Annotated in this window: 23 protein-coding genes and 1 riboswitch; of the genes, 19 read left to right on the top strand and 4 right to left on the bottom strand. The window is 58.9% G+C overall.

Annotation, left to right across the window (positions count from 1 at the left end; translation table 11 throughout):
- Positions 1 to 5: 5 nt before the first annotated feature.
- Positions 6 to 1568, bottom strand: coding sequence for a 4-hydroxyphenylacetate 3-hydroxylase N-terminal domain-containing protein (locus tag GA0061102_RS04760; RefSeq protein ID WP_092844530.1), 1563 nt, complete (start codon positions 1566 to 1568; stop codon positions 6 to 8).
- 95 nt (positions 1569 to 1663) lie between these two features.
- Here GA0061102_RS04760 and GA0061102_RS04755 point away from each other — a divergent pair, with 95 nt between their 5' ends.
- The gene (locus tag GA0061102_RS04755; protein ID WP_092844529.1) at positions 1664 to 2560 is read left to right on the top strand and encodes a helix-turn-helix domain-containing protein; all 897 of its coding nucleotides are present in this window, start codon (positions 1664 to 1666) and stop codon (positions 2558 to 2560) included.
- A 52-nt stretch (positions 2561 to 2612) separates the two neighbouring features.
- On the opposite strand, the gene GA0061102_RS04750 is transcribed toward GA0061102_RS04755, so the two are convergent.
- On the bottom strand, positions 2613 to 3437 hold the full coding sequence (locus GA0061102_RS04750) for a helix-turn-helix domain-containing protein (RefSeq protein ID WP_092844528.1): 825 nt from the start codon (positions 3435 to 3437) through the stop codon (positions 2613 to 2615).
- 97 nt (positions 3438 to 3534) lie between these two features.
- Between GA0061102_RS04750 and GA0061102_RS04745 the strand changes: the two genes are divergently transcribed.
- The gene (locus GA0061102_RS04745) at positions 3535 to 4464 is read left to right on the top strand and encodes a phytanoyl-CoA dioxygenase family protein (protein ID WP_092844527.1); all 930 of its coding nucleotides are present in this window, start codon (positions 3535 to 3537) and stop codon (positions 4462 to 4464) included.
- A gap of 67 nt (positions 4465 to 4531) precedes the next feature.
- Here GA0061102_RS04745 and GA0061102_RS04740 read toward each other — a convergent pair whose 3' ends face one another.
- Positions 4532 to 5125, bottom strand: coding sequence for a putative nucleotide-diphospho-sugar transferase (locus GA0061102_RS04740; protein WP_092844785.1), 594 nt, complete (start codon positions 5123 to 5125; stop codon positions 4532 to 4534).
- A gap of 408 nt (positions 5126 to 5533) precedes the next feature.
- On the opposite strand from GA0061102_RS04740, the gene GA0061102_RS33100 reads away from it, so the two are divergent.
- From GA0061102_RS33100 to GA0061102_RS04685, 12 genes are all read left to right on the top strand, one after another.
- Positions 5534 to 5701 (top strand): hypothetical protein, encoded by a 168-nt coding sequence (locus tag GA0061102_RS33100; RefSeq protein WP_092844526.1) that lies wholly within the window; start codon positions 5534 to 5536, stop codon positions 5699 to 5701.
- A gap of 252 nt (positions 5702 to 5953) precedes the next feature.
- Entirely contained in the window at positions 5954 to 6178 is a 225-nt protein-coding gene (locus tag GA0061102_RS04730) for a hypothetical protein (protein ID WP_092844783.1), read from the top strand.
- A gap of 10 nt (positions 6179 to 6188) precedes the next feature.
- Positions 6189 to 6353, top strand: a complete 165-nt coding sequence (locus tag GA0061102_RS32890) for a hypothetical protein (protein ID WP_159432143.1) — start codon at positions 6189 to 6191, stop codon at positions 6351 to 6353.
- A 100-nt stretch (positions 6354 to 6453) separates the two neighbouring features.
- Positions 6454 to 6744, top strand: a complete 291-nt coding sequence (locus GA0061102_RS04725; protein WP_092844525.1) for a hypothetical protein — start codon at positions 6454 to 6456, stop codon at positions 6742 to 6744.
- A gap of 53 nt (positions 6745 to 6797) precedes the next feature.
- On the top strand, positions 6798 to 7352 hold the full coding sequence (locus GA0061102_RS04720) for a DUF1269 domain-containing protein (RefSeq protein ID WP_092844524.1): 555 nt from the start codon (positions 6798 to 6800) through the stop codon (positions 7350 to 7352).
- 246 nt (positions 7353 to 7598) lie between these two features.
- On the top strand, positions 7599 to 8696 hold the full coding sequence (locus GA0061102_RS04715) for an FUSC family protein (RefSeq protein WP_092844523.1): 1098 nt from the start codon (positions 7599 to 7601) through the stop codon (positions 8694 to 8696).
- A 227-nt stretch (positions 8697 to 8923) separates the two neighbouring features.
- Positions 8924 to 10069 carry an acyltransferase family protein gene (locus tag GA0061102_RS04710; RefSeq protein WP_092844522.1) on the top strand — a complete coding sequence of 382 codons (1146 nt, stop codon included), beginning with the start codon at positions 8924 to 8926 and terminating at the stop codon, positions 10067 to 10069.
- Positions 10070 to 10185: 116 nt separating this feature from the next.
- Positions 10186 to 10405, top strand: a riboswitch (cobalamin riboswitch).
- 249 nt (positions 10406 to 10654) lie between these two features.
- Complete coding sequence (nrdH, locus tag GA0061102_RS04705; RefSeq protein ID WP_092844521.1) at positions 10655 to 10876, top strand: glutaredoxin-like protein NrdH; 222 nt, start codon at positions 10655 to 10657, stop codon at positions 10874 to 10876.
- 11 nt (positions 10877 to 10887) lie between these two features.
- Complete coding sequence (gene nrdI, locus GA0061102_RS04700) at positions 10888 to 11283, top strand: class Ib ribonucleoside-diphosphate reductase assembly flavoprotein NrdI (protein WP_092844519.1); 396 nt, start codon at positions 10888 to 10890, stop codon at positions 11281 to 11283.
- 80 nt (positions 11284 to 11363) lie between these two features.
- Positions 11364 to 13481, top strand: a complete 2118-nt coding sequence (nrdE, locus tag GA0061102_RS04695; RefSeq protein ID WP_425348512.1) for a class 1b ribonucleoside-diphosphate reductase subunit alpha — start codon at positions 11364 to 11366, stop codon at positions 13479 to 13481.
- Positions 13482 to 13506: 25 nt separating this feature from the next.
- Entirely contained in the window at positions 13507 to 14481 is a 975-nt protein-coding gene (gene nrdF / locus GA0061102_RS04690) for a class 1b ribonucleoside-diphosphate reductase subunit beta (RefSeq protein ID WP_092844515.1), read from the top strand.
- Positions 14482 to 14658: 177 nt separating this feature from the next.
- Positions 14659 to 15525: a glycerophosphodiester phosphodiesterase family protein gene (locus GA0061102_RS04685; protein WP_342588025.1), complete on the top strand. Its 867-nt coding sequence runs from the start codon at positions 14659 to 14661 to the stop codon at positions 15523 to 15525.
- Between the two features lie 146 nt (positions 15526 to 15671).
- Here GA0061102_RS04685 and GA0061102_RS04680 read toward each other — a convergent pair whose 3' ends face one another.
- Positions 15672 to 15950, bottom strand: a complete 279-nt coding sequence (locus GA0061102_RS04680) for an HU family DNA-binding protein (protein WP_092844513.1) — start codon at positions 15948 to 15950, stop codon at positions 15672 to 15674.
- A gap of 395 nt (positions 15951 to 16345) precedes the next feature.
- Between GA0061102_RS04680 and GA0061102_RS04675 the strand changes: the two genes are divergently transcribed.
- The 5 genes from GA0061102_RS04675 (at position 16346) to kdpA (ending at position 21466) form a co-directional block, all read left to right on the top strand.
- Entirely contained in the window at positions 16346 to 16567 is a 222-nt protein-coding gene (locus tag GA0061102_RS04675; RefSeq protein WP_092844511.1) for a hypothetical protein, read from the top strand.
- A gap of 200 nt (positions 16568 to 16767) precedes the next feature.
- Positions 16768 to 17778, top strand: coding sequence for a Tim44 domain-containing protein (locus tag GA0061102_RS04670; RefSeq protein WP_092844508.1), 1011 nt, complete (start codon positions 16768 to 16770; stop codon positions 17776 to 17778).
- Between the two features lie 403 nt (positions 17779 to 18181).
- On the top strand, positions 18182 to 19192 hold the full coding sequence (locus GA0061102_RS04660; protein WP_092844504.1) for a zinc-dependent alcohol dehydrogenase family protein: 1011 nt from the start codon (positions 18182 to 18184) through the stop codon (positions 19190 to 19192).
- A gap of 453 nt (positions 19193 to 19645) precedes the next feature.
- Positions 19646 to 19735 carry a K(+)-transporting ATPase subunit F gene (gene kdpF, locus GA0061102_RS04655; RefSeq protein ID WP_034509905.1) on the top strand — a complete coding sequence of 30 codons (90 nt, stop codon included), beginning with the start codon at positions 19646 to 19648 and terminating at the stop codon, positions 19733 to 19735.
- Between the two features lie 27 nt (positions 19736 to 19762).
- Positions 19763 to 21466 carry a potassium-transporting ATPase subunit KdpA gene (kdpA, locus tag GA0061102_RS04650; protein ID WP_092844502.1) on the top strand — a complete coding sequence of 568 codons (1704 nt, stop codon included), beginning with the start codon at positions 19763 to 19765 and terminating at the stop codon, positions 21464 to 21466.
- The last annotated feature ends 142 nt before the right edge of the window (positions 21467 to 21608 follow it).

Raw genomic sequence — 21608 nt, 5'->3', positions numbered from 1 at the left:
CGGCCTCACTCGGCAGCGTTGCGGATAGGGGAGGTTTGCCCAAGCGGCGGAAGCCAGGTATCACCGGTCCAGCCGTTTTCGTCGTAATCGCTCATGCAGCGATCGACGAGCGCCTCCATTTCCTTCAGCCGACCGCCGCGCTCGGCACCTTTCAGAACCTGCAGGCGGACTTCCTCCGGCGCGCCGGCATAGTTGAGCTCATAGAGAGCGTGCCGCCCGCCGAACTCGGTGCCGGTCGCGTCCCACAGCAGCTTCATGATCTTGATGCGCTCGATATGGCCCATATCGTTGGAGCCGCGTACATACTGCGCGAGATAGCGGTCGATCTCCGGATTGCCGAAATCCTTGGCGGAGGACGGCAGGTAGATGAGGCCGGAGGCGACGACCTTGCGCACCGTTTCGATGACGCGCGGATAGGCCTCCGACATGAAGGTGCGATAGGAAAGGGCGGCTTCCATGTTCGGCAACACTGCGCCATTCGCCCAAGGTTGCGGATTGTAGGCCATGGCGTTGGAGAAGGACCAGAACATGTGGCGGAGCGCGATAACCTCGCCGAGTGCCGCCTGATTGCCGCGGAAGGCATCGCCGCCGGTCGCGCGCAGTGCTTTCGCTAGCAGTCCGGCGATGAAGTCGAGCTTGACGGCGAAACGCGTGCAGCCCTGGAAGCAATAGCCATGCATGAAGCCGGAGGCCGGATGGAAGGAGAGGATCTTGGCCGCATCGCGCAGCACGAGCACGTCTTCCCAGGGCACGAAGACATTGTCGAGCACCAGGATGGCATCGTTTTCGTCGAAGCGTGACGATAGCGGATAGTCGAAGGGTTGTCCCACAGTATTGGCGGTCTGCTCATAGGAGACGCGGCAGAACATCTTGATACCAGGCGCATTCATCGGAACGATGAACATGACCGACAGCGACGGATCTTCCGTGACTGTTGCCGAGCTCTGGGCAAGGAAATTGTAATGGGTAAGGGCCGAGGACGTCGCCACCACCTTGGCACCGGAAACATAAATGCCCGCATCGGTCTCCTTGGTGATGTGGACGAAGACATCCTTGACGGCATCGGCCGGTTTGTGGCGATCGATCGGTGGATTGACGATCGCGTGGTTCATGAACAGCACGGATTCCTGCGCGCGCTTGTGCCAGGACAACGCATTGTCCTTGAACGGACCGTACCAGTCGGCATTGGCGCCGAGCGTGTTCATGAGGGCGGCCTTGTAATCGGCGGTGCGGCCCATCCAGCCATAGGACATGCGCGCCCAATCGGCGATGGCGCCCTGCTGCGCGACGAGTTCGGCGGAGGATTTTGCCACTCGGAAATATTTGTGGGTGTAGCCGCCCGAGCCGGTGTCGGTCGGCGCGGTCAGCCGCTCCCTGGTCTTTTCGTCGTGCAGCGCATCATACATCCGCGCGATCGAGCGGGCGGAATTGCGCATGGATGGATGCGCCGTCACATCGACGATGCGTTCGCCGTTGATATAGACTTCGCGGCCGTCGCGCAGGCTTTGCAGATACTCGGCGCCGGTAAAAGGACGGGTCTTGTCGCCGCGGTGGTCTTCAGCTCGCATCTCGTATTCCTCCCTTGAGATCATGGCTGATGCTACGTCGCCGCCGCAATTGCAGCCATGGACAAAGGAGGCAATTCGCTGGTACTTTTTCTGGCATGTCGCAGAAGAACGAGATCCCGAATTTCTTTGTCTACGGTGAGCCCAGCCGCGTGCTTGATGTCGGATTCTTGCATGTTGAAACGGTCATGGACCGGAAAACGCTGCATTTCGGGCATGTTGCGTCGCACAAGCATCCGTCGATGGGGCAGATTACCTATTGGTTCAAGGGCGGCGGCCATTATCGCATCGAAGACAGTACTTGGAATTTTTCCGCTCCGACCATCAGCTTCGTGCCGAGCAATATCATCCACGGATTCGACGTTGACGATCAGTCGGATGCTATCGTCGTGTCCGTCTCGGACGATACGCTGAAGGCGCTTGCACTTCAGGTGGATCTCAGCCTCGATACGCCGACTTTTCTGACGGGTCGACCCGAAGATCCGTCGTGGAAGCGGGTCGATGCCCTGCTGGAAATGGTGAGCGCCGAATATACAGATCGCGGTGGTCAGAGCGAAAAGGTCATGCTGGGACTGATCGGCGTCGTGCTCTCGCTGATGGGCCGCCTTGGCGGCAGCGTTGCATTGCCGGCAGCCTCGCCGACGCTCGCTCTTGCCCTGTCGCTGCGAAGCGCTGTCGATCGTCACTACAGGAGCGATTGGCCGGTCGGCCGATACGTCGAGCTGCTCGCTACGACCCCGCATCTGCTTGACAAGGCAGCGCGCGAGATTTTCGGGCTCACCGTCAAGGAGCTGCTGCTTGAGCGGCGGCTGCTTGAGGCCAAGCGGCTGTTGATGTTCACCATCCGCTCGATCGAGGATATCGGCCGGGAAGTGGGCTTTGAAGATCCGGCCTATTTTTCACGTTTCTTCCGCAAGCGGATCGGAGAGGCACCGGCAGCCTGGCGACGGCGGAATTTGGAGCGGAACCCCACTGACGGAAATGTCGAAGCGTGAGCGACAGGTTTCGATGAGGCCATGGTGAGGATAGTTCCAATTCCACGGCAGCTCAGCTTCTTCTGAATTGCGCGCGGAACTCGCGCGGCGTGCAGTTTTCCCGCTCGTGAAACAGCCGTGAGAAGTAAAACGCATCATCGATGCCGACCTTGGCGGCGATGATCTCGATCTTGTCATCCGTCGTGGCCAACAGCTCCTTGGCGTGATCCATACGCAGCCGCAGCTGAAAGCCTTTTGGTGACAGCCCGACTTCCGCAACGACCTTCCTGCGCAGTGTTGCGGGCGATATGCCATGCTCGGCGGCGAAGGCCACCATATCGAGCGGCTCCATCGCTCGCCTGCGAAGGGCATCGATGATCCCTGCAATGTCAGGGCCCTCCTGCGGCGAAGGCTTGGCCCGGCTCGTTTGCTGTGCCGATAGGACGACGATCTGATGGAGTGTCGACGCGGCCGAAGCTCTGGCGAGGGGCGTATCCTCGAGCAGGTCGGCGTGAAGGTTGCTGAAGAGGCGTTGCGCACGATCGAGGTTGCGAAGAGGCGTGATCGGATCCTGCTCGCTGATCAGCCGCAAGCGCAGGAAGTCACGCACAAGAGAGCCTTCGAATAGCGCCCATCGCTCGCTCCAACCGTCGGCATCGGGGCCGTATGAGTGCTGGCGATTTGGGAAAAGCCAGAAAAGGGCAGGGCCGTTCACGCTTTGACGACCGCCTGCATCGGTTTCCAGAAAACCTTGGCCATGTTCGACCAGAACGGCCGCATAGCTCGGCAGCTTCCGAGCCTTCACCGAATGCATGACATACTGTTTCCCGCTGCCGGTGACCACCAATCCTCCCATGGTGGCGAGAGGTGATCGATAGATTGCATCTGTCGTTTTCATGGTGAGCGAAAAGTCCAGTATTATTTTCCTCCATGTAGGAAAGCAGCTTCGTTCGTTAGATTCAACGGGTCATCAACTCAAATCTCGGGCGAGTGAAATGTCGATTTCAGTGCAGACGGTGCAGACTGACAAGAAGAAGCTTGGCCTTGTTGCAAATGAAAAGGTCCTGTCGACGGCGCCAAATCGGCTCGGTTATCTCACGCCCACCGATCCGAGCATCGGCGTTGCGGCGATCCGTCGTCTCTATGAAGAGAATGGATATGTCTGGTTGAAAGGGTTTTTGCCGCGAAACGAGGTCATCGAGTTCCGCGGCTGGGTGTTCGGCCACATGGCTGCCACTGGTCTGATTGCACCGGGCACGGATCCGCGCGATGGGATCGCCTCCGCTATCGCCCCCGATAACAGGGTCGTGGACCGCTGTTTGATGTCATTGGTGCGCTCGGTGGCCTACGAGGGCTTCTGCGCGCAGCCGCGCATGGCTCGTTTCATGGATGAGTTTCTGAAAGGCATTTCCTATCTGCACAAGCGCAAGATCATGCGCCATGTCCGGCCCGGAACGACAACCGCGACGCCTGCGCATTATGATCTCGTCTATCTGCGCGGTGGGACAAGCCGGGTCGTGACCACATGGATTCCCATCGGAGACATTCCCGTCGAAATGGGCGGCCTGACCTATCTCGAGGGATCCCACGCGATCGGCGCGAAAATGGAGCGTGAATTCGCCGAACAGAACAAGGATTTCAGTCCCGAGGAACGTGTGAGCGCTTATAATCGCAACATGACGGAAGGCGGATGGGTTTCGAAGGATCTGCCCGACATGGCGGAGCGCTTCGATACCCGCTGGCTGATCGCCGGCTACGAGGCGGGCGACATCATGCTCCACTCGCCCTTCATGATCCACGCCTCGACGACCAACCAGGACGAGCGGCAGCGGCTGCGTCTTTCCACCGACATCCGTTACCAGAATGTCGAAGACGAGATCGATGCCCGCTGGAGCAACCATTGGTCCCTTGGCGACATGTTGTGATCGCGCAGCGGTCGGATCGCGATTGAGTGCTGGCTTCAAGCGCTATTCGAAGCGAAGGACAACCCCGTCAGCTCCCGCTGTCCAAGATCCGTTCTATGTCATCGATCCGGTCGCGACGGCGTTTCAAGCGCTTGCCGATGCGGCCGAACCAGCGCTTGCGCTTCTTTGCCTCCCGGCTGGCCTGAAGCTGCTCAATGAAGACCTCACGGACCTCTTCATTTTCAACACGATCGAAGATCCAGCAAAAGGATACGGGTAGCTTCACGACGCGGAACTGCGGATTGGCGCTTTTCTCATCCTCGGCAATGATCTCTTCGAGAACGAGCTGGTCCCACATGTCAGGATTGGCAAGGCATCCCTGCCGCCAAAGCTCCAGAAGCTGCGCCGTCGCGGGTGTATCGTTGAGGAGGATGGTCGCGCTGACCAGACGGCCGGCGGCTTCGTAATAGACGGCGATATCGCAATCGAGCTTGCGAAGTTCCGGCCAGGGATTGCGATGGAAGACGGCATCGACGTCGACGTAAAGCAACGGTCCGCGCAGCTTTGCTCTTTCCTGCAACAGGAAGCCGGGCTTCAGGCCGGCATTCAACACCCAGCTACCGGCACTCGGCAATGCCGTGGCATGTACCTTGAGGCCGAGCCGTTCGGCCGAGCGGGACATGCGCTTACTTTCCTGTTCGTAAAAGCTGCCCTCGGTAAAAAATGCAACCACCGGACCATCGGCGGCATTCGCCTTAGACTTGCGCTCTGCGAGGTCCTGCTCTGCGGGGAATGGGACGATCAAGGCACGCTGTTGGGCGGTCCAAGGGCGAATTGAATTGAGTATATTCAAGAAGATACCTTCGGGAGCTTAGTGGATTTTGTTCTCATGCCGGGCCACGCACTCGCGATTTGAGCCTGGCACATTTGCTTTGACTGCGGGTATTGACAGCGACCTACTTGCACGCCCCCGGTGTGTCGTAGATCGGATCGGGAACTGGGTTGAGCGACTTCGTTGGTTGCAGAAAGGTTGCCTCGCTGGCGCTCATACTGGATTGGCAAAGTGTTCAATCTTCGCTAAGCGGTTAGCATGTCAGATAATGTTGTCAAATTTGAGCGCCGTCCCAAGCCGAAACCGCCACGACAAACGCCGCCCTGGCTGAAGCGTTTGCTGACGATCGTCGCCGTCGTCGCGTTTTTCATAGCGGCCTTTGCTTACTTCACCCTGAAGGGCGGTCCTGCCGGCCCGGGGTTCTGACGAGTCAGACCTTCTTCAGCATTGAGACAGCAGGTGGCCAGGTGCATCACCCGGCAGAAGCAGGCGTATGCCGGCCCGATCCTGTTCCGCTTGCTGCATTTCCAGAAGGGGGCTGAAGCAATTCCGCAGCAAATTGTCTCGCCGGAATCGAAGGGCTCACGCAACTTGTCGCCGTGGCGGTGGAATTTCGCCAGTAGGCTTCTATATCGGGATTATTCTCTGTCCAATCGAGAAAGCGGTAGGGAGCGAGACATGACATTGACGTTGCAGGACGTTACTTCTGTCCTTGGACCCACGGATGAAACGCTTGCGGCCGACATCATCGCGACGGGTGCGACACCGGCCGAACTTGCGGAAGCATGGGCTTGGGTGAATAGCGACGAAGCCATGATCGGCGAGGGCCGGCACTTGCCGGCGGGAATGGTAGCCATCCTGGTTGATCTGCTTTCGGCAGGCGAAGAGGAGTGGGAAGAATAGCCGATTGGCCATGCGCCGGCGCACGTCCACTCATTCCGAATGTAGCGAGATCGTTCGCAAGCTGCGCGCAAGACAGCTCGACCGCAAGGTCGCGATCAGGCTCGAGCGCGAGCTGGATTTCCTCGACGTAGAATGTGCCGGCTGGTCGATCCGACTTTGCCCTGACATCGGCTAAAGATCTGAGGATCTTGAATCCGAATTTCTCCGTTCTTAGGTGTTTATTGATCGAGGCTTTGCGAGCTCGGTCGCAATCACGTCTATTCGGAGTGATCAAAATGGAAGACAGAACGAAAGTAATCGAAGAATTGAGCGTCGAGGAACGCGAAGAAATCCTCATCGATGTCGCCCTGACGTTGGAAGGTGCGGCGCGCGAGGCATTGGTCGAGGGCGACAAGCAGTTTGCGGCGTTTTCGAGCAATATGGCCGAGGCGATCCGCGTCAACGCCGATGAGCTGGCCCGCGACGATCCGGAAAGTGCGGACGAAGTACTTAAGCAGGCCGCCGAGGTCATCTCGCAGTTCAAAGCCACCCATCCATATCGATTGATCAGCACCGCTGTTCACTAATCGCTGCAGTGCACTATCTGCTGCCACGTCGATACGACCCCGGAGGATTTTCGATGTCTGAACTCGTGGTGCTTGGTTTTGATAATGCAGACAAGGCAGATACTGTTCTCAACCGTCTCGTTCAGCTTGAGAAGGAATATCTGATCGACCTGGAAGACGCGGTCATCGCGGTCAGAGACGAGAGTGGCAAGGTTCGTCTCAAGCAGAGCGTCAATCTGACCGCCGCAGGCGCGGCCAGCGGCGGCCTTTCCGGTGCCTTGTGGGGCTCTCTGGTCGGTCTGTTGTTTCTGAACCCTCTGGCGGGCCTGGTCGTCGGCGGTGCACTTGGCGCGGGATCGGGCGCACTGGCAGGATCGATGGTGGATTACGGCATCGACGACGACCTCATCAAGAAGCTGGCTGAAACCATTCCCGCAAACAGCTCCGCCCTTTTCCTGCTGATCCGCAAGGTCCAGCCCGAAAAGGTACTGGCGGAGTTCAAAGGCGAGCATGCGAGGATCCTTCGCACCTCATTCTCGCCGGAGCAGGAGGCGCGGCTGCGACAGGCGCTTCTCGACGACACACCTACGCCATCTCCCGGCTCGGTCACAGCATCAGCGACGGTCTGACAACAAGTCGTAATATCCTTAGCTTATCGAAATCCGGGCAATCACAGCGATTGCCCGGATTTCGATATCGCAATGGTTTGAAAGGGCATGGCGTTGCGGATCCGCTTCGCAGCGCTTCTTTCCCATCAGCAAGAATGCTGCCATTGTCTGGAAAGGAGCTGTCGATAGCGCCGGCACCGCAGGAGAGGGAGGGGCAAGACCCGAACGGCCATTGTCAACACACATCTCCATCCGGAAAGCGGCACGATGACCGAGACAGCATCTCGTCGAAGTGAGCCTCCGGCTCCGCCGAAAACCTCTTCGATCCAGACCAAGCGCGCGGCGATACAGGCGCTGCGGGTCATGATTGCCTGCACGGTTACCTATGGCCTTTCACAGCTCCTTAATCTCCAGCAGGGCTATTGGGCCGTCTTCACGGTGTTGATCGTCATGCAGAACTCGGTCGGCGCAACGGCTGGCATGGCCGTCGACCGGTTGGTGGCGACGGTCGCTGGCGCGGTGCTTGGCGGCGTTGCAGTCTTCCTGACACCGCATCAGCCGCTTCCAATCGGGATCGCACTGATTTGCGTCGTCGGGATTACCAGCTTCGTTTCCATGCGCGCGCCGCGCCTGCGGAATGCCGGGCTGACTGCGGCAATCGTGATGCTCACGCATTCCCAGGCGGTTCCTGTGGAAGTTTTCGTGATCGACCGGATTGCCGAGATCACGCTGGGAGGCGTCATCGGGGTGCTTGCCAGCCTCGTCATCCTGCCGACGCGATCGCGGACGGTGGTGCTCGATCGCTTCGCCTCGGCGCTCGACGTGATGGCGCAGATATTGCGCACTTTGGCGGCAGCCGCCGAGAAGGGAGAGGCGGTGTCGGCGACGGAGGCCAATATCGGGCTGCGGCAATCCCTGGTGGCTGCGGAGGCACTGTTGACCGATGCGCAGCGCGAGCGCGCCCTGTGGCTCGCAAGGCAGGGAATTTCCGACGCTATTCCACGCTCCCTATGGCGCATCCGCAATGACATGACCTATGTCAGCCATCTGCTCGAAGCCCCGTTTCCGGCCGAGGTCGTTGCGGCGCTCGGGCCGCAGGCTGCACAGGTCGTACGTTCTCAGGCCGATTTTGCCCAGGCTTGTGGGAAAGCCCTTCGCGACGGAAGCGAGATCGATTCCGAGCGCCTGTCCGAAGCCGATAGCGCTTTGGAAGCCGCTTTCGAAGCGTTTCAGAACTCGAAAGCTGCCCAGTCGATCGGCTTCCGCGAAAGCGGGCGTCTCTTTGGCCTTGATTTCACGCTGCGCCGCTTGCGCCAGAACTTTCTGGACCTCGCCGATCGCATCCGCGAAAGCCGGGTCATTTGAGGGCAGGCGGCCGACGTCTCGGAAGGCCGCTGCTTCCCTTGAGCGCGGCGATGCGGACGATCGGATTGAGATGGGTCGGTGGACGAAAAATGCCGCAATTACAGGATATTGATGACCTTCATGCTGGGTCTGGAGTCGTCAAAAACGGAGCTTAATCTCGCGCGCTATGATTTATTGCATTCCCCTTTTGACGGTCCATTAAGGGGTAAAGTTCAATATGCTAAATTATGGAGAGGACGCCGCGTCGATATGATCTAGATTTTGTCAGGGTTGCGGCTTTCATGCTGCTGATCATCTATCATGTCAGCTTGATCTATGACTCGAAAGAGTTCCTGCTGAAGGCACCCCAGACCTTTCCTCTCTTCGACATGATTCATTTATGGACGCATCCCTGGCGAATGTCCCTCCTGTTCATCATTTCGGGCACCGTGACGGGTATCTTGCTGACTCGGCAATCTCCGGATGAGCTGAGGAGTGCGCGTACAAGGCAATTGCTGATACCTTTGCTGCTGGGTCTTCTATTTCTGATACCGCCGCAGATGTATATTTCCCTGAATGCCGGATTGGGCGTTAATATCAGCCTTTATGATGTCTTCTGGCACTATGTGACCTGGACGCCGGTTCAACTGCCGGATGGCGGCTATGTGGAACTCGCAGGAATGCAGCATCTCTGGTATCTCGCCTATCTATGGGTCTATACCGCGCTTCTGACGCTTGCCTTGTCGGCGTGGCCGCGGCTGCTGACGAACGCAGGCGATCGGCTGGCGATCTGGCTGACGGGAAAATGGATCCTGATACTCCCTGCCTTGTATTTCGTGGTCCTGAGGCTGGTGCTGCGGCCGGCCTTCCCGCCGACGCCCAATATGCTGGACGACTGGTACAGCCACGCCGTCTACGTCACGTCGTTCTTTGTCGCAGCGGCGATGGCGATGCGCAATGACTATTGGGATGCAATCGTCAATATGCGAAGGCCTGCGCTGATCCTGGCAGTGGCAAGCGCGGTGGCTATGACATTGCTCTTTCCAGCCCTGCCGGCGGTCGAGCCCGAAGGGGTGCAGGCGCTGGCGGGAAGAATCCTCGCAGGCACTTTTCAGTGGTGCGCCATTGTCGCCATTCTCGGTTATGCAAAAATCTGGTGCAATTCCGAGAATGCTGTCATCCGTTATCTGAACAGGGCAATCCTGACCTATTACGTACTACATCAGACGGTCATGCTGCTGATTGCCTATGCTCTGGACCAGATGGGACTCATGTCCGTCTCGTTCTTTATCCCGATCGCTGTTGCCACGCTTGTGATCTGTGCGCTGCTTTATGAGCTGAGGCGGCATCTTGAAGCTTCCTACAAGGCTATGTTTCCGGCCCGTTTTGCCTGATGCAAACTTGCAAGGGAGCCCAGAAGATGCAGGGTTTGGTGGTGCTGCCCACATATTATTAATGTTGAAATGGATCTCGGGACGGAGAACCAGTTGACGCATTCTTAGTCTCAGATACTATATATAGTGTTCGAGGTTCCTTCGATTCGCAAGGATTGGAGGCTAAGATGGGAATATGGTCGGCGAGCATGATGATCGCCAAGCCGTAGCTGCCCCCGCAACTGTGAGCGGCGAGCGTTCGATCGACATGGCCACTGAGACGCATGCGTCTTGGGAAGGTGAGATCGAGAGCTGCGACCCGCGAGCCAGGAGACCTGCCTCGAGCATAGCGTCCACGGGCGGGGTGTCCGTATGGCGAGCAAGGACTCGTGCGGCATGATTGCCGCCGCCTTCGCTGCCGCAAGTGCCCCGCATGAACAACTTCGGGGTGAATCCATGTTTTCGAGTACCCACAACAGGCTACGGGAATGACGGTCGTCTAAGCGGCCGGCTACCAGTCGCGGCTGCCTCCATTTTCATCTGCCACTGCGGGCATTGTTCGGTGCACGAACGCTTTTGCATGACTATAATATACGAGGATATCTCATGAGCATTACCGTCTACAGCAAGCCCGCCTGCGTCCAGTGCACAGCAACCACGCGCGCGCTCGACCGCCAGGGCATCGATTACACGATCATCGACGTGTCCACCGATAGCGCAGCCTATGAGCTGGTGCAGGGTCTTGGTTATCGTCAGGTCCCCGTCGTTGTCGCCGGCGAGCAGCATTGGGCGGGTTTTCGCCCTGACATGATCAGCGCTCTCGCCTGAGGAGCCAAGCGGTGGGCGAGCTCATCTATTTCTCCAGCAGATCTGAAAACACCTATCGTTTCGTTGCCAAGCTTGCCTTGTCGGCCGCTCGCATTCCGCTCGGCGCGGGAGAAGAGCTTCGAGCTGCCCGTCCCTATGTCCTCATCGTCCCGACCTATTGCGGCGAAGGGGGCAAGGGCGCCGTGCCCAAGCAGGTGATCCGTTTCCTCAACGATGCGGATAACCGTTCGAAAATCCGCGGTGTCATCGCCGCGGGCAACAGCAACTTCGGGGCGACCTACGGTATCGCCGGCGACATTATCTCCACCAAATGCAAGGTGCCGTTTCTATATCGGTTCGAGCTCTTGGGAACGGAGGAGGATGTCGCCAATGTCAGACACGGATTGGAACGATTTTGGACACGTTAACCCCTTCTTTGTCGCGGGATGCAGGCGAGAAGCCGCTAAACGCTTTCTCTCATCCCACAAGCGACCGGCCAGCAAAGGTAATGGAAGCGGCGCTCGACTATCACGCCCTAAACGCCATGCTGAACCTCTATGACGAGCAGGGTAAGATCCAGCTCGACAAGGACCGCATGGCGGCCAAGCAGTATTTCCTTCAACACGTCAACCAGAACACAGTCTTCTTCCATAACCTGCGGGAGAAGCTCGATTACCTGGTGACTGAAGGCTATTACGAGCAGGAGGTGCTGGACCAGTATTCCTTCAATTTCGTGCGCGATCTCTTCGACCATGCCTATGCGAAGAAGTTCCGCTTCCCGACCTTTCTTGGTGCCTTCAAATACTACACCAGCTACACGCTGAAGACTTTTGATGGGAAGCGCTATCTGGAGCGCTATGAAGATCGCATCTGCATGGTGGCGCTCACGTTGGCGCGGGGTAGTGAGCAGCTTGCTCGCGATCTGGTCGACGAGATCATCTCGGGTCGCTTCCAGCCGGCGACACCGACCTTCCTCAACGCCGGCAAGAAACAGCGCGGCGAGCTGGTCTCCTGCTTCCTGCTGCGCGTCGAAGACAATATGGAGTCGATCGGCCGTGCCATCAATTCCGCGCTGCAGCTTTCCAAGCGCGGTGGGGGCGTCGCCCTGTCGCTGACCAACATCCGCGAGGCCGGTGCGCCGATCAAGCACATCGAGAACCAGTCATCCGGCATCATCCCGGTGATGAAGCTGCTCGAGGACTCGTTCTCCTACGCCAATCAGCTTGGCGCCAGGCAGGGTGCGGGTGCGGTCTACCTCAACGCCCATCACCCGGACATCATGCGGTTCCTCGATACCAAGCGCGAGAACGCCGACGAGAAGATCCGCATAAAGACGCTATCGCTCGGTGTCGTCATTCCGGACATTACCTTCGAGCTCGCGAAGAACAACGACGATATGTACCTGTTCTCGCCCTATGATGTAGAGCGCGTCTACGGCGTGCCGTTCACGGAAATCTCGGTCACGGAAAAGTATCGCGAGATGGTGGCCGACAGCCGCATTCGCAAGAAGAAGATCAAGGCGCGTGACTTCTTCCAGGTCATCGCCGAAATCCAGTTCGAGAGCGGCTATCCCTACATCATGTTCGAAGACACGGTGAACCGCGCCAACCCGGTTGCCGGGCGCATCACCATGAGCAATCTTTGCTCGGAAATCCTGCAGGTCAGCGAAGCCAGCGAATATAGCGACGACCTCTCCTACAAGCATATGGGCAAGGACATCTCCTGCAATCTCGGCTCGCTCAACATCGCAGCCGCAATGGACAGCCCCGATTTTGGCAAGACGATCGAGATGTCGATCCGCGCGCTGACGGCAGTCTCCGACATGAGCCACATCTCGTCGGTGCCTTCGATCGAGAAGGGCAATGACGACAGTCACGCCATCGGCCTCGGTCAGATGAACCTGCACGGCTATCTTGCCCGCGAGCGCATTTTCTACGGCTCTGAAGAAGGCGTCGACTTCACCAATATCTATTTCTACACCGTGACCTATCACGCCATCCGCGCCTCGAACTTGCTCGCGGTCGAACGAGACCAGAGCTTCAAGGGCTTCGAGAATTCGAAATACGCATCCGGCGAATATTTCGACAAATATACTGGTCAGGCATGGAAGCCGGCAACCGAGCGTGTGGCCGAGCTGTTCGAAACGGCCGGCATTGCCATCCCGACGCAGGAAGATTGGGCGGAGTTGAAGCAGGCCGTGATGAAGGGCGGTCTCTATAATCAGAACCTGCAGGCCGTACCGCCGACTGGCTCGATCTCCTACATCAACCACTCGACCTCTTCGATCCATCCGATCGTTTCCAAGATCGAGATCCGCAAGGAAGGCAAGATCGGCCGCGTCTATTACCCGGCCGCCTTCATGACCAACGACAATCTCGACTACTATCAGGATGCCTACGAGATCGGGCCGGAAAAGATCATCGACACCTATGCGGCGGCCACCCAACATGTCGATCAGGGCCTATCGCTGACGCTATTCTTCCGCGATACCGCGACCACGCGCGATATCAACAAGGCCCAGATCTACGCCTGGAAGAAGGGCATCAAGACCATTTACTACATCCGTCTTCGCCAGATGGCGCTGTCCGGCACCGAGGTGCAGGGCTGCGTTTCCTGCGCCCTCTGATTTCCGGTTTGAGAAGGACATTCCCGTGAACATGCAATTCAAGCCGGCAAGCCGCATCCGCGCCATCAACTGGAACCGCATCGACGACGACAAGGATCTCGAGGTCTGGAACCGCCTGACCGGCAATTTCTGGCTGCCCGAAAAAGTGCCGTTGTCGAACGACATCCCTTCCTGGGCGACACTCAAGCCGGAGGAGCAGCAGCTCACCATCCGCGTCTTCACCGGCCTGACCCTGCTCGACACGATCCAGAACGGCGTCGGCGCCGTCAAGCTGATGGCCGATGCTGTCACGCCGCATGAAGAGGCGGTGCTGTCGAACATTTCCTTCATGGAGGCCGTGCACGCTCGCTCCTATTCGTCGATCTTCTCGACGCTCTGCCTGACACCCGATGTCGATGATGCCTATCGTTGGTCGGAGGAGAACGAGTTCCTGCAGCGCAAGTCGGCGCTGATCATGGAGCAATATGTCTCCGGAGATCCGCTGAAGAAGAAGGTTGCCAGCGTCTTCCTTGAAAGCTTCCTGTTCTATTCGGGCTTTTATCTGCCGATGTTCTGGTCGAGCCGCGCCAAGCTCACCAACACCGCCGACATGATCCGCCTCATCATTCGCGACGAAGCGGTGCATGGCTACTATATCGGCTACAAGTTCCAGCGAGAGCTGGAGCGGCTTTCGGAAGAGCGCAAGCAGGAGATCAAAGATTTCGCCTTCGACTTGCTGCTCGAACTCTATGACAACGAGGCGAAATATACCGAGGCGCTCTATGATGGCGTCGGTCTGACGGAAGACGTCAAGAAGTTCCTGCACTACAACGCCAACAAGGCGCTGATGAACCTCGGTTATGAAGCCCTCTTCCCCGCAGAAGCCTGCAAGGTCAATCCGGCAATCCTCTCGGCGCTCTCGCCCAATGCCGACGAGAACCACGACTTCTTCTCCGGCTCCGGCTCGTCCTATGTCATCGGCAAGGCGGTCGCCACCGAGGATGAAGACTGGGACTTCTAAGATCTCGACCGACTACGAGCTGACTGGCACGGCTCGTGCGTTTCCAATCGTAGCCGCGCGGCTGCGATTGATGTCTTGAACGTGCATGTCATAGCCGCTGCAGCTCGCAATGCGCTTTGCAGATCTGACAAAGTCCTGTGATAGCCCCGAACGAGACGTCCGGTTGCGGAGAGAGCCGTGCAAGCGTCCACGGCGAGAAAGGGGCGCATCATGAACTATATCGACTATATCGCCGATCCGGCACGCGACTGCGCAATCGTCGTTCATCGCGGCATTTGGCGCGCAGCACCGGAAAACAGCCTGCTTTCGATCGAGCGGGCCATTTCAGCCGGTTACGACGTGGTCGAGATCGACGTGCGGCGCAGCAACGACGGCGAACTTTTCCTTCTGCATGACGATACGCTCGAGCGGATGGCGGGCCGCGATCAGGAGCCCGAGGCGCTGACACTGCAGCAATTATCCAGTCTTAGCCTGCGCGATCGGGATGGCGGCGAGGCGAACCCGATGACAGAGGAAAAGTTGCCGAGCCTGAAGGATGTCTTCGATCTGACGCGAGGTCGTATCTTCATCCATCTCGACGTCAAACGCAGGCACATGATCCCGGATGTGATCGCCTGCGCCCGTGCGATGGGCGTCGATCAGCAAGTCGATTTCTGGGGCGATCTAAAGACGGGTGAGGATCTCGCATGGATCCGCGCCAATGTGTCGGCGCAGGCCGTTCCCTTCATGGCCAAGACACGCCTCGAGGCTCCGGATGTCGGCAGCCAGTTGGATCTTCTGTTCCAACTGAACCCGTTCCTCTGCGAAATCTATTTCGACAGGCTGGAACAGGTCGCAGAGCGGCAGGCGCTTTTCCGGAAGGCCGGCATCGCGCTTTGGGTCAACACGCTCGACTCGGTTTCTTGTGCAGGCTTTACCGATTCCACGGCGCTGAAGGATCCGGAAGCGATCTGGGGGCGCCTGATCGATGCAGGCATCTCCGCGATCCAGACGGACGAAGCCGCAGCGCTGAGAGCCTATCTCGATAGCCGCCGGGCAAGCTAGGCGAGGCCTCGCGCGGGCGGCGGACAATATTGTGCTTCATGGCGAGCGCATCCCCATCTTGATGAGTTTGCGCGCACCAACGGCCGGCTTCACCCCTCAAGGCCGGCCGTTCGATGCATCGAGCCTCGATGGCTCAAGGCAAAGGACTACTTGTTGAGCGCATCCTTCAACGCCTTTGCGGGCGTGAAAGCGAGCTTCCTTGCCGCAGCAACCTTGATGGTTGCGCCCGTTCCCGGATTGCGTGCTTCACGCTCCGGCGTGTCCTTTACCTTGAATTTGCCGAAGCCTGGAATGGAGGTCTCGGCGCCGGAAGACGCTGCTCCGGCGATGGACGCAAAAACGGCTTCGACGATGGCCTTGCCTTGAGCCTTGGTCAGCTTGTGATCAGCGGCAATCTTGTCTGCGATTTCATTGGTGGTGGTCATGATGCTTCCCCGCAATGGTTACAGCGGAATCATTTCCATTGCAGCCGGTCATTGTCACGGGGGCTCTTGGTCTTTGAGGGCTCAGAAAGGCGCATTTCCACAATTTCCAACGTTTCGATGGCCTCTTTCGCCCTTGCAGCCGCCCGATCCCGGGTGGTGCGGCGGCATTGATGGCCTCAGCGATAGTATGAGCGCTTCCTGCCACGGCTCCGGCGATCCGCCTTTGGCATCAGACTCAGAGCCTCCTCGAAGCGCGCTTCCGGAGTGGACAGTCGCTACAATGCCCCATATCTGATCGAGCGCGATGTCTTGGCCGCGCATCAATGCTCGCTTTGCTCAGCTTGAGCGTATAGAGCCTGACAGCGATGAACGAAGACCAGTGAATAGGACAGGTAATGGAAGACCCGATCAAGATCGACAATCGTGGCGACTTCGGCCTCTGGGCCATCGAAGTGGCAAAGCAGATCGTCAGCGGCGAAGGCTTCGAGCTGGCCAGGGCGGCGCGCGACGGTACGGACGACGAGGTTCGCGCGGCCGGCAATACACTTGGGCAGGCGATCACCAATGCGCTGATGGAGGTCTATGACGGGTTGCTCGAGGGCGTCGAGGAAAATTAGGTTTTGACGGCGAGGCCGCTAACCGATCCCCCGAGGCCGGAAAGCTCAATGTTTCTGGGGCGTTCGAGGCGAAATTCATCGAGCCGGCTAATATAAAGCGCGCTGTGGTTTGAGATTTGAAGGCGCACCAACTTACAATCGCAACCCGCCATCCCCATATCCAGCCAAAATCGTTGTTCCGCTCAATCACAGGAGAGCAAATGCTCAGGGTAGGTCCCCGTTTTGCCAAGATCGCAGCCATCGTCGTGCTCGCTGCCGCGTCTGCTCTAGCGACCTTCGATGTTGCCGACGCACGTCGTGCCGGCTCCAGCGGGTTCGGCAGCCGCGGAACGCGGACTTTCGACGCGCCTGCCACAACGCGGACGGCTCCGACGCAAGCCGCTCCGATCGACCGGACGATGACACCCAGGCCGCAGCAGCCGCAAACCGCCACGCAACCGCCGATCGCCGGCCAGCAGCGCCCGGGCTTCTTTGGTGGTTTCGGCGGATCGATGATCGGCGGATTGATCGCCGGTGGTCTTCTCGGCATGCTGCTCGGCCATGGCTTCGGCGGAGGTGTCGGCTTCCTTGGCATGTTGCTGCAGATCGGCCTGATCGTGCTGCTGATCAGCTTTGCCATGCGGTTCTTCGCAAATCGCCAGCGCGGGCAATATGCGGCGCCGGGGTCGGGCCAGTCCTACAATACGAACCCGATGAACAATGCCGGTGCGTCGCCGCGCCCTTCCTTTTCCATCCCGACAATCGGCGGCGGGACGGCAGCCGCCGCGCATAAAACGCGGCAGGCCAGCGACGAGATCGGGCTGCAGCAAGCCGATCTTGATCGCTTCGAGCGGCTTCTCACCGAAGTCCAGACAGCCTATGGCAAGGAAGACTATGCGACGTTGCGCCGGCTGACCACGCCGGAGGCAATGTCCTACCTGGCAGAGGAGCTTGGGGAGAACGCCACCAACGGCGTGCGCAACAGCGTCTCCGACGTTCGTCTGCTGCAGGGCGATATTGCCGAGGCCTGGCGCGAGGACAATGCGGAGTATGCGACGCTTGCTATGCGCTATTCCAGCATCGATGCCATGCTTGATCGCACGACGGGCAAGCTCGTTAATGGTGACGATCGCAACCCCTCGGAAACGGTCGAGCTCTGGACTTTCGTGCGCAAGTCCGGCGCGGACTGGATACTTTCGGCGATCCAGGGAACGGAATCCAACCACGGCTGAACCCGTCTTCGGTAAAGAGATTGCTCCTCGATATGTCTGGGGGCAATTAGCCGATCATGTTCCTTTTGCCGGCCCGCATCCCTGCATTCAAGCGGCATTTGCCGCCGGTCTTGACGACCGTTCTGATATTCTCCGGAACCCTTGAGCGGGACGGGTGTGGAAATGATACCGCACCCGTCCCGCTCATTATCTGCGCCTCTTTCAAGGCCAGCAATGCCTCTGAAGGCAGCTGCGACCGCTGGCATCTCCGTCAGGTCGGTTCTTCTGGCTGAGGCAAAGGAGATGCATTTCTCATCTGTCTCGCGGGCCGGGTTCTTCACGCCGCCGGGTATCACGCTATAGTATGCCGAAGGGAGTGGTGCTGCGACGTCAACTCGTCGGGCGCTGTAATCGGAGGAGGAGAATGAGGGCAGTACGTTTGGAAGCGGTCGGGTCCATGACCATGCGCAACGTTGAAAGGCCAAGCGCCGGACCGGGCGAGCTCGTTGTCCGGGTGCTGGCCGCTGGCATCTGCGGCTCGGATCGTCATATGTTCAAGGGCGAGTATCCGACGGCGATCCCGGTGACCCTGGGCCATGAATTCTGCGGTCTTGTGGAGGAGGTTGGCGATGGCGTTTCGGCGTTCAATGGCGGCGAGCTCGTTACCGTCGACCCGAATATCGCTTGTGGCGCTTGCGCGGCCTGCCGGCGCGGGCGACCGAACCTTTGCGAGAACCTGAACGCAATCGGCGTGACCCGGGATGGCGGCTTTGCCGAATATGCGGCGGTGCCGAGCAGCCAGGCATTCGTGCTGCCGCCCGATCTCGATCCCGTCCACGGCGCCTTTTGCGAGCCGCTGGCATGCTGCATTCACGCCATCGACAAGGCGCGGATTCGCCCAGGCGATGCCATCGCGATCCTCGGCGGAGGGGTGATCGGGCTGCTGATGGTGCAGCTGGCGCGACAGGCCGGTGCCGGTGAGGTGATCCTGATCACGCGTCAGCTATCGCGGCGCGAAGCCGCGCTGCGTTTAGGTGCTACGCATGCCTTCGATCCGGCTGCCTCGGACACCGTCGCTTCGGTACGGGAGCGTACCCATGGCGGCGCCGATGTCGTCATCGAATGTGCCGGCGTTCCCGAGACCTTGCAGACCGGTGTCAGGATGGTGCGGCGTGGCGGCGCTTTTATCCTGTTCGGCGTGACGCCGGCTGGACTTGAAGTGCCTGTTCTGCCTTTCGATCTGCTCGTCAACGAAGTCGAGATGAGGCCGGCCTATCTCAACCCGTTTACCCATTCGCGCGCTGCGGCGATGGTGGCAAGCGGCGTATTGGAGCTGGATTCCCTGGTGACGAAGACCATAGGTCTTGAGGATGTCGCCGAGGTTGTCGGCAGCGCCCCGCTATCGGGCGAGATCAAGGTTATCGTTCGACCCTAGCCTTGCTTGACGTCATGCGGTTGAATGCAATTGCGCCATGCTTTGCGGATGCCTGCCCGCGTCAATCGCGGGCAGGCCCGGCTGAATCGCGCTCGATCAGCTGATCGAAGCCGCCGGGCCCGGGGTGGCGTACAAAGACCGCTTCCTGCCATGCCGGTCCGCCCCGGCATTTATAAGATTTTTATATCTTCCGTTCTCCGGCCGTCTCGAACCTTAATGCCGTTCGGTCGCATATTGCGTGTCGAAGATGCACGCGAAGTGCGCTTCACCTCGGCAGAATGAAAGAGGCGCTTTCACCGAGAGCGCTCCCTCGTCGTTTCTGCAGTCAACAATAACAATCAAGGAATCGCGATCAATGATGGACATAATTCTTGTCGGGATCGGCGTCTTATTTTTCCTCCTTTGCGTCGCTTACACCAAGGCCTGCGACAGCCTCTAATCGGAGAGACGGCAATGCTTCTCGATTACATTCTCGGTGGCGGCGTGACGCTCTTTCTCACCGCCTACCTGATCTACGCTCTCATTCGTCCCGAGCGCTTCTAACGGCGCTGGATAGGGAAAGTTACTTCCATGACCCTCAACGGATGGCTTCAGATCCTGATCTTCATCGGGATCCTTCTCCTGCTCGTCAAACCGCTTGGCGGTTACATGACGCGTGTCTTTACGGGCGAGCGCACACTCCTTTCCTACGTCTTCGGTCCGGTGGAGCGGGGGCTTTATCGTTTGTCCGGAACGAACGAACGTGAAGAGCAGCACTGGACGACTTATTCGGTCTCCATGCTGCTGTTCAGCCTTGCCGGCTTCATCGTGCTTTACCTCCTTCAGCGATTGCAGGGCAGCCTGCCGTACAACCCGGCCGGCATGACTTCGCTCGACCCGTACTTGTCCTTCAACACGTCGACCAGCTTCGTCACCAATACCAATTGGCAGAACTATGGTGGCGAGAGCACGATGTCCTACCTCGTGCAGATGGCCGGCCTGACGGTGCAGAACTTCGTGTCCGCAGCGACCGGTATTGCCATCGCCATCGCCTTGATTCGCGCCTTCTCGCGCGCCTCGGGCAAGGCGATCGGCAATTTCTGGGTCGATATGACCCGCGCGACGCTCTACGTCCTGCTGCCGATGTGTATCGTTTTGACGGTGGTATACGTCTATCTCGGCGTTCCGCAGACGCTCGGGCCCTATGTCAATGCGACGACGCTTGAAGGTGCACAGCAGACGATCGCCGTCGGCCCGGTTGCCTCGCAGCTTGCCATCAAGATGCTCGGCACCAATGGCGGCGGTTTCTTCAACGCTAACTCCGCCCACCCGTTTGAGAATCCCGATGCGCTCAGCAACTTCATCCAGATGTTGACGATCTTCGTCATCGGTGCGGCGCTGACCAACGTGTTCGGTCGCATGGTCGGTAGCCAGCGTCAAGGCTGGGCCATTCTGGCTGCGATGGGCACGCTGTTCATTGCAGGTGTGATCGTCACCTACTGGGCAGAAGCTGCCGGCAATCCGCTCGTTCATGCGCTCGGCATTCAGGGCGGTAATATGGAAGGCAAGGAAGTCCGCTTCGGCATCGCTGCCTCCTCACTGTTCGCCGTCATCACCACCGCGGCGTCCTGTGGTGCGGTCAACGGCATGCTCGACAGCTTCACCGCACTTGGCGGCATGATCCCCCTTATCAACCTGCAACTCGGTGAAGTCATCATCGGCGGCGTTGGTGCCGGTTTCTACGGCATCATCATGTTCGTCATCATCGCCATTTTCGTTGCGGGCCTGATGGTCGGCCGCACGCCGGAATATCTCGGCAAGAAGATCGAAGCCAAGGAAGTGAAGATGGCAATGCTTGCCGTGCTTTGCCTGCCCTTTGGTATGCTGATTTTCACCGCCATTTCCGCTGTGCTGCCCTCCGCCGTCGCCTCTGTCGGCAATTCCGGCCCGCATGGCTTCTCGGAAATCCTCTACGCCTACAGCTCGGCGGCGGCAAACAACGGCTCGGCCTTCGGTGGCCTGTCCGGTAATACGCCTTGGTACAACATCACGCTCGGTCTCGTTATGCTGATCGGTCGCTTCCTGGTCATCGTTCCCGCGCTTGCGATTGCCGGCTCGCTGATCACCAAGAAGACGGTACCCGCCTCGGCCGGCACCTTCCCGACAGACGGTCCGCTCTTCGTCGGCCTGCTGGTCGGTACTATCCTCATCGTCGGCGGCCTGACCTTCTTCCCGGCACTCGCGCTCGGACCGATCGTAGACCATTTGGCGATGATCGCAGGCCAGACCTTTTAAGGAATGATGTCATGAGCCAACCGCTTTTGGCCAGGCTTCGAAAAGTCATCGATCCACGCCCCTTCGACAGGGGGCGTGGCCCGGCCGGAATAACCTGCGCTTCAGACGCCATTTTGTTGGCGATGGTTGCCCTGTTCCTCGG

Origin of the sequence: Martinezella miluonensis (assembly GCF_900094545.1) — a bacterium.
In the GTDB taxonomy this organism is placed as follows: domain Bacteria; phylum Pseudomonadota; class Alphaproteobacteria; order Rhizobiales; family Rhizobiaceae; genus Rhizobium; species Rhizobium miluonense.
The sequence above is the reverse complement of the archived record's forward strand: the minus strand, read 5'-3'. Positions and strand labels throughout refer to the sequence as shown.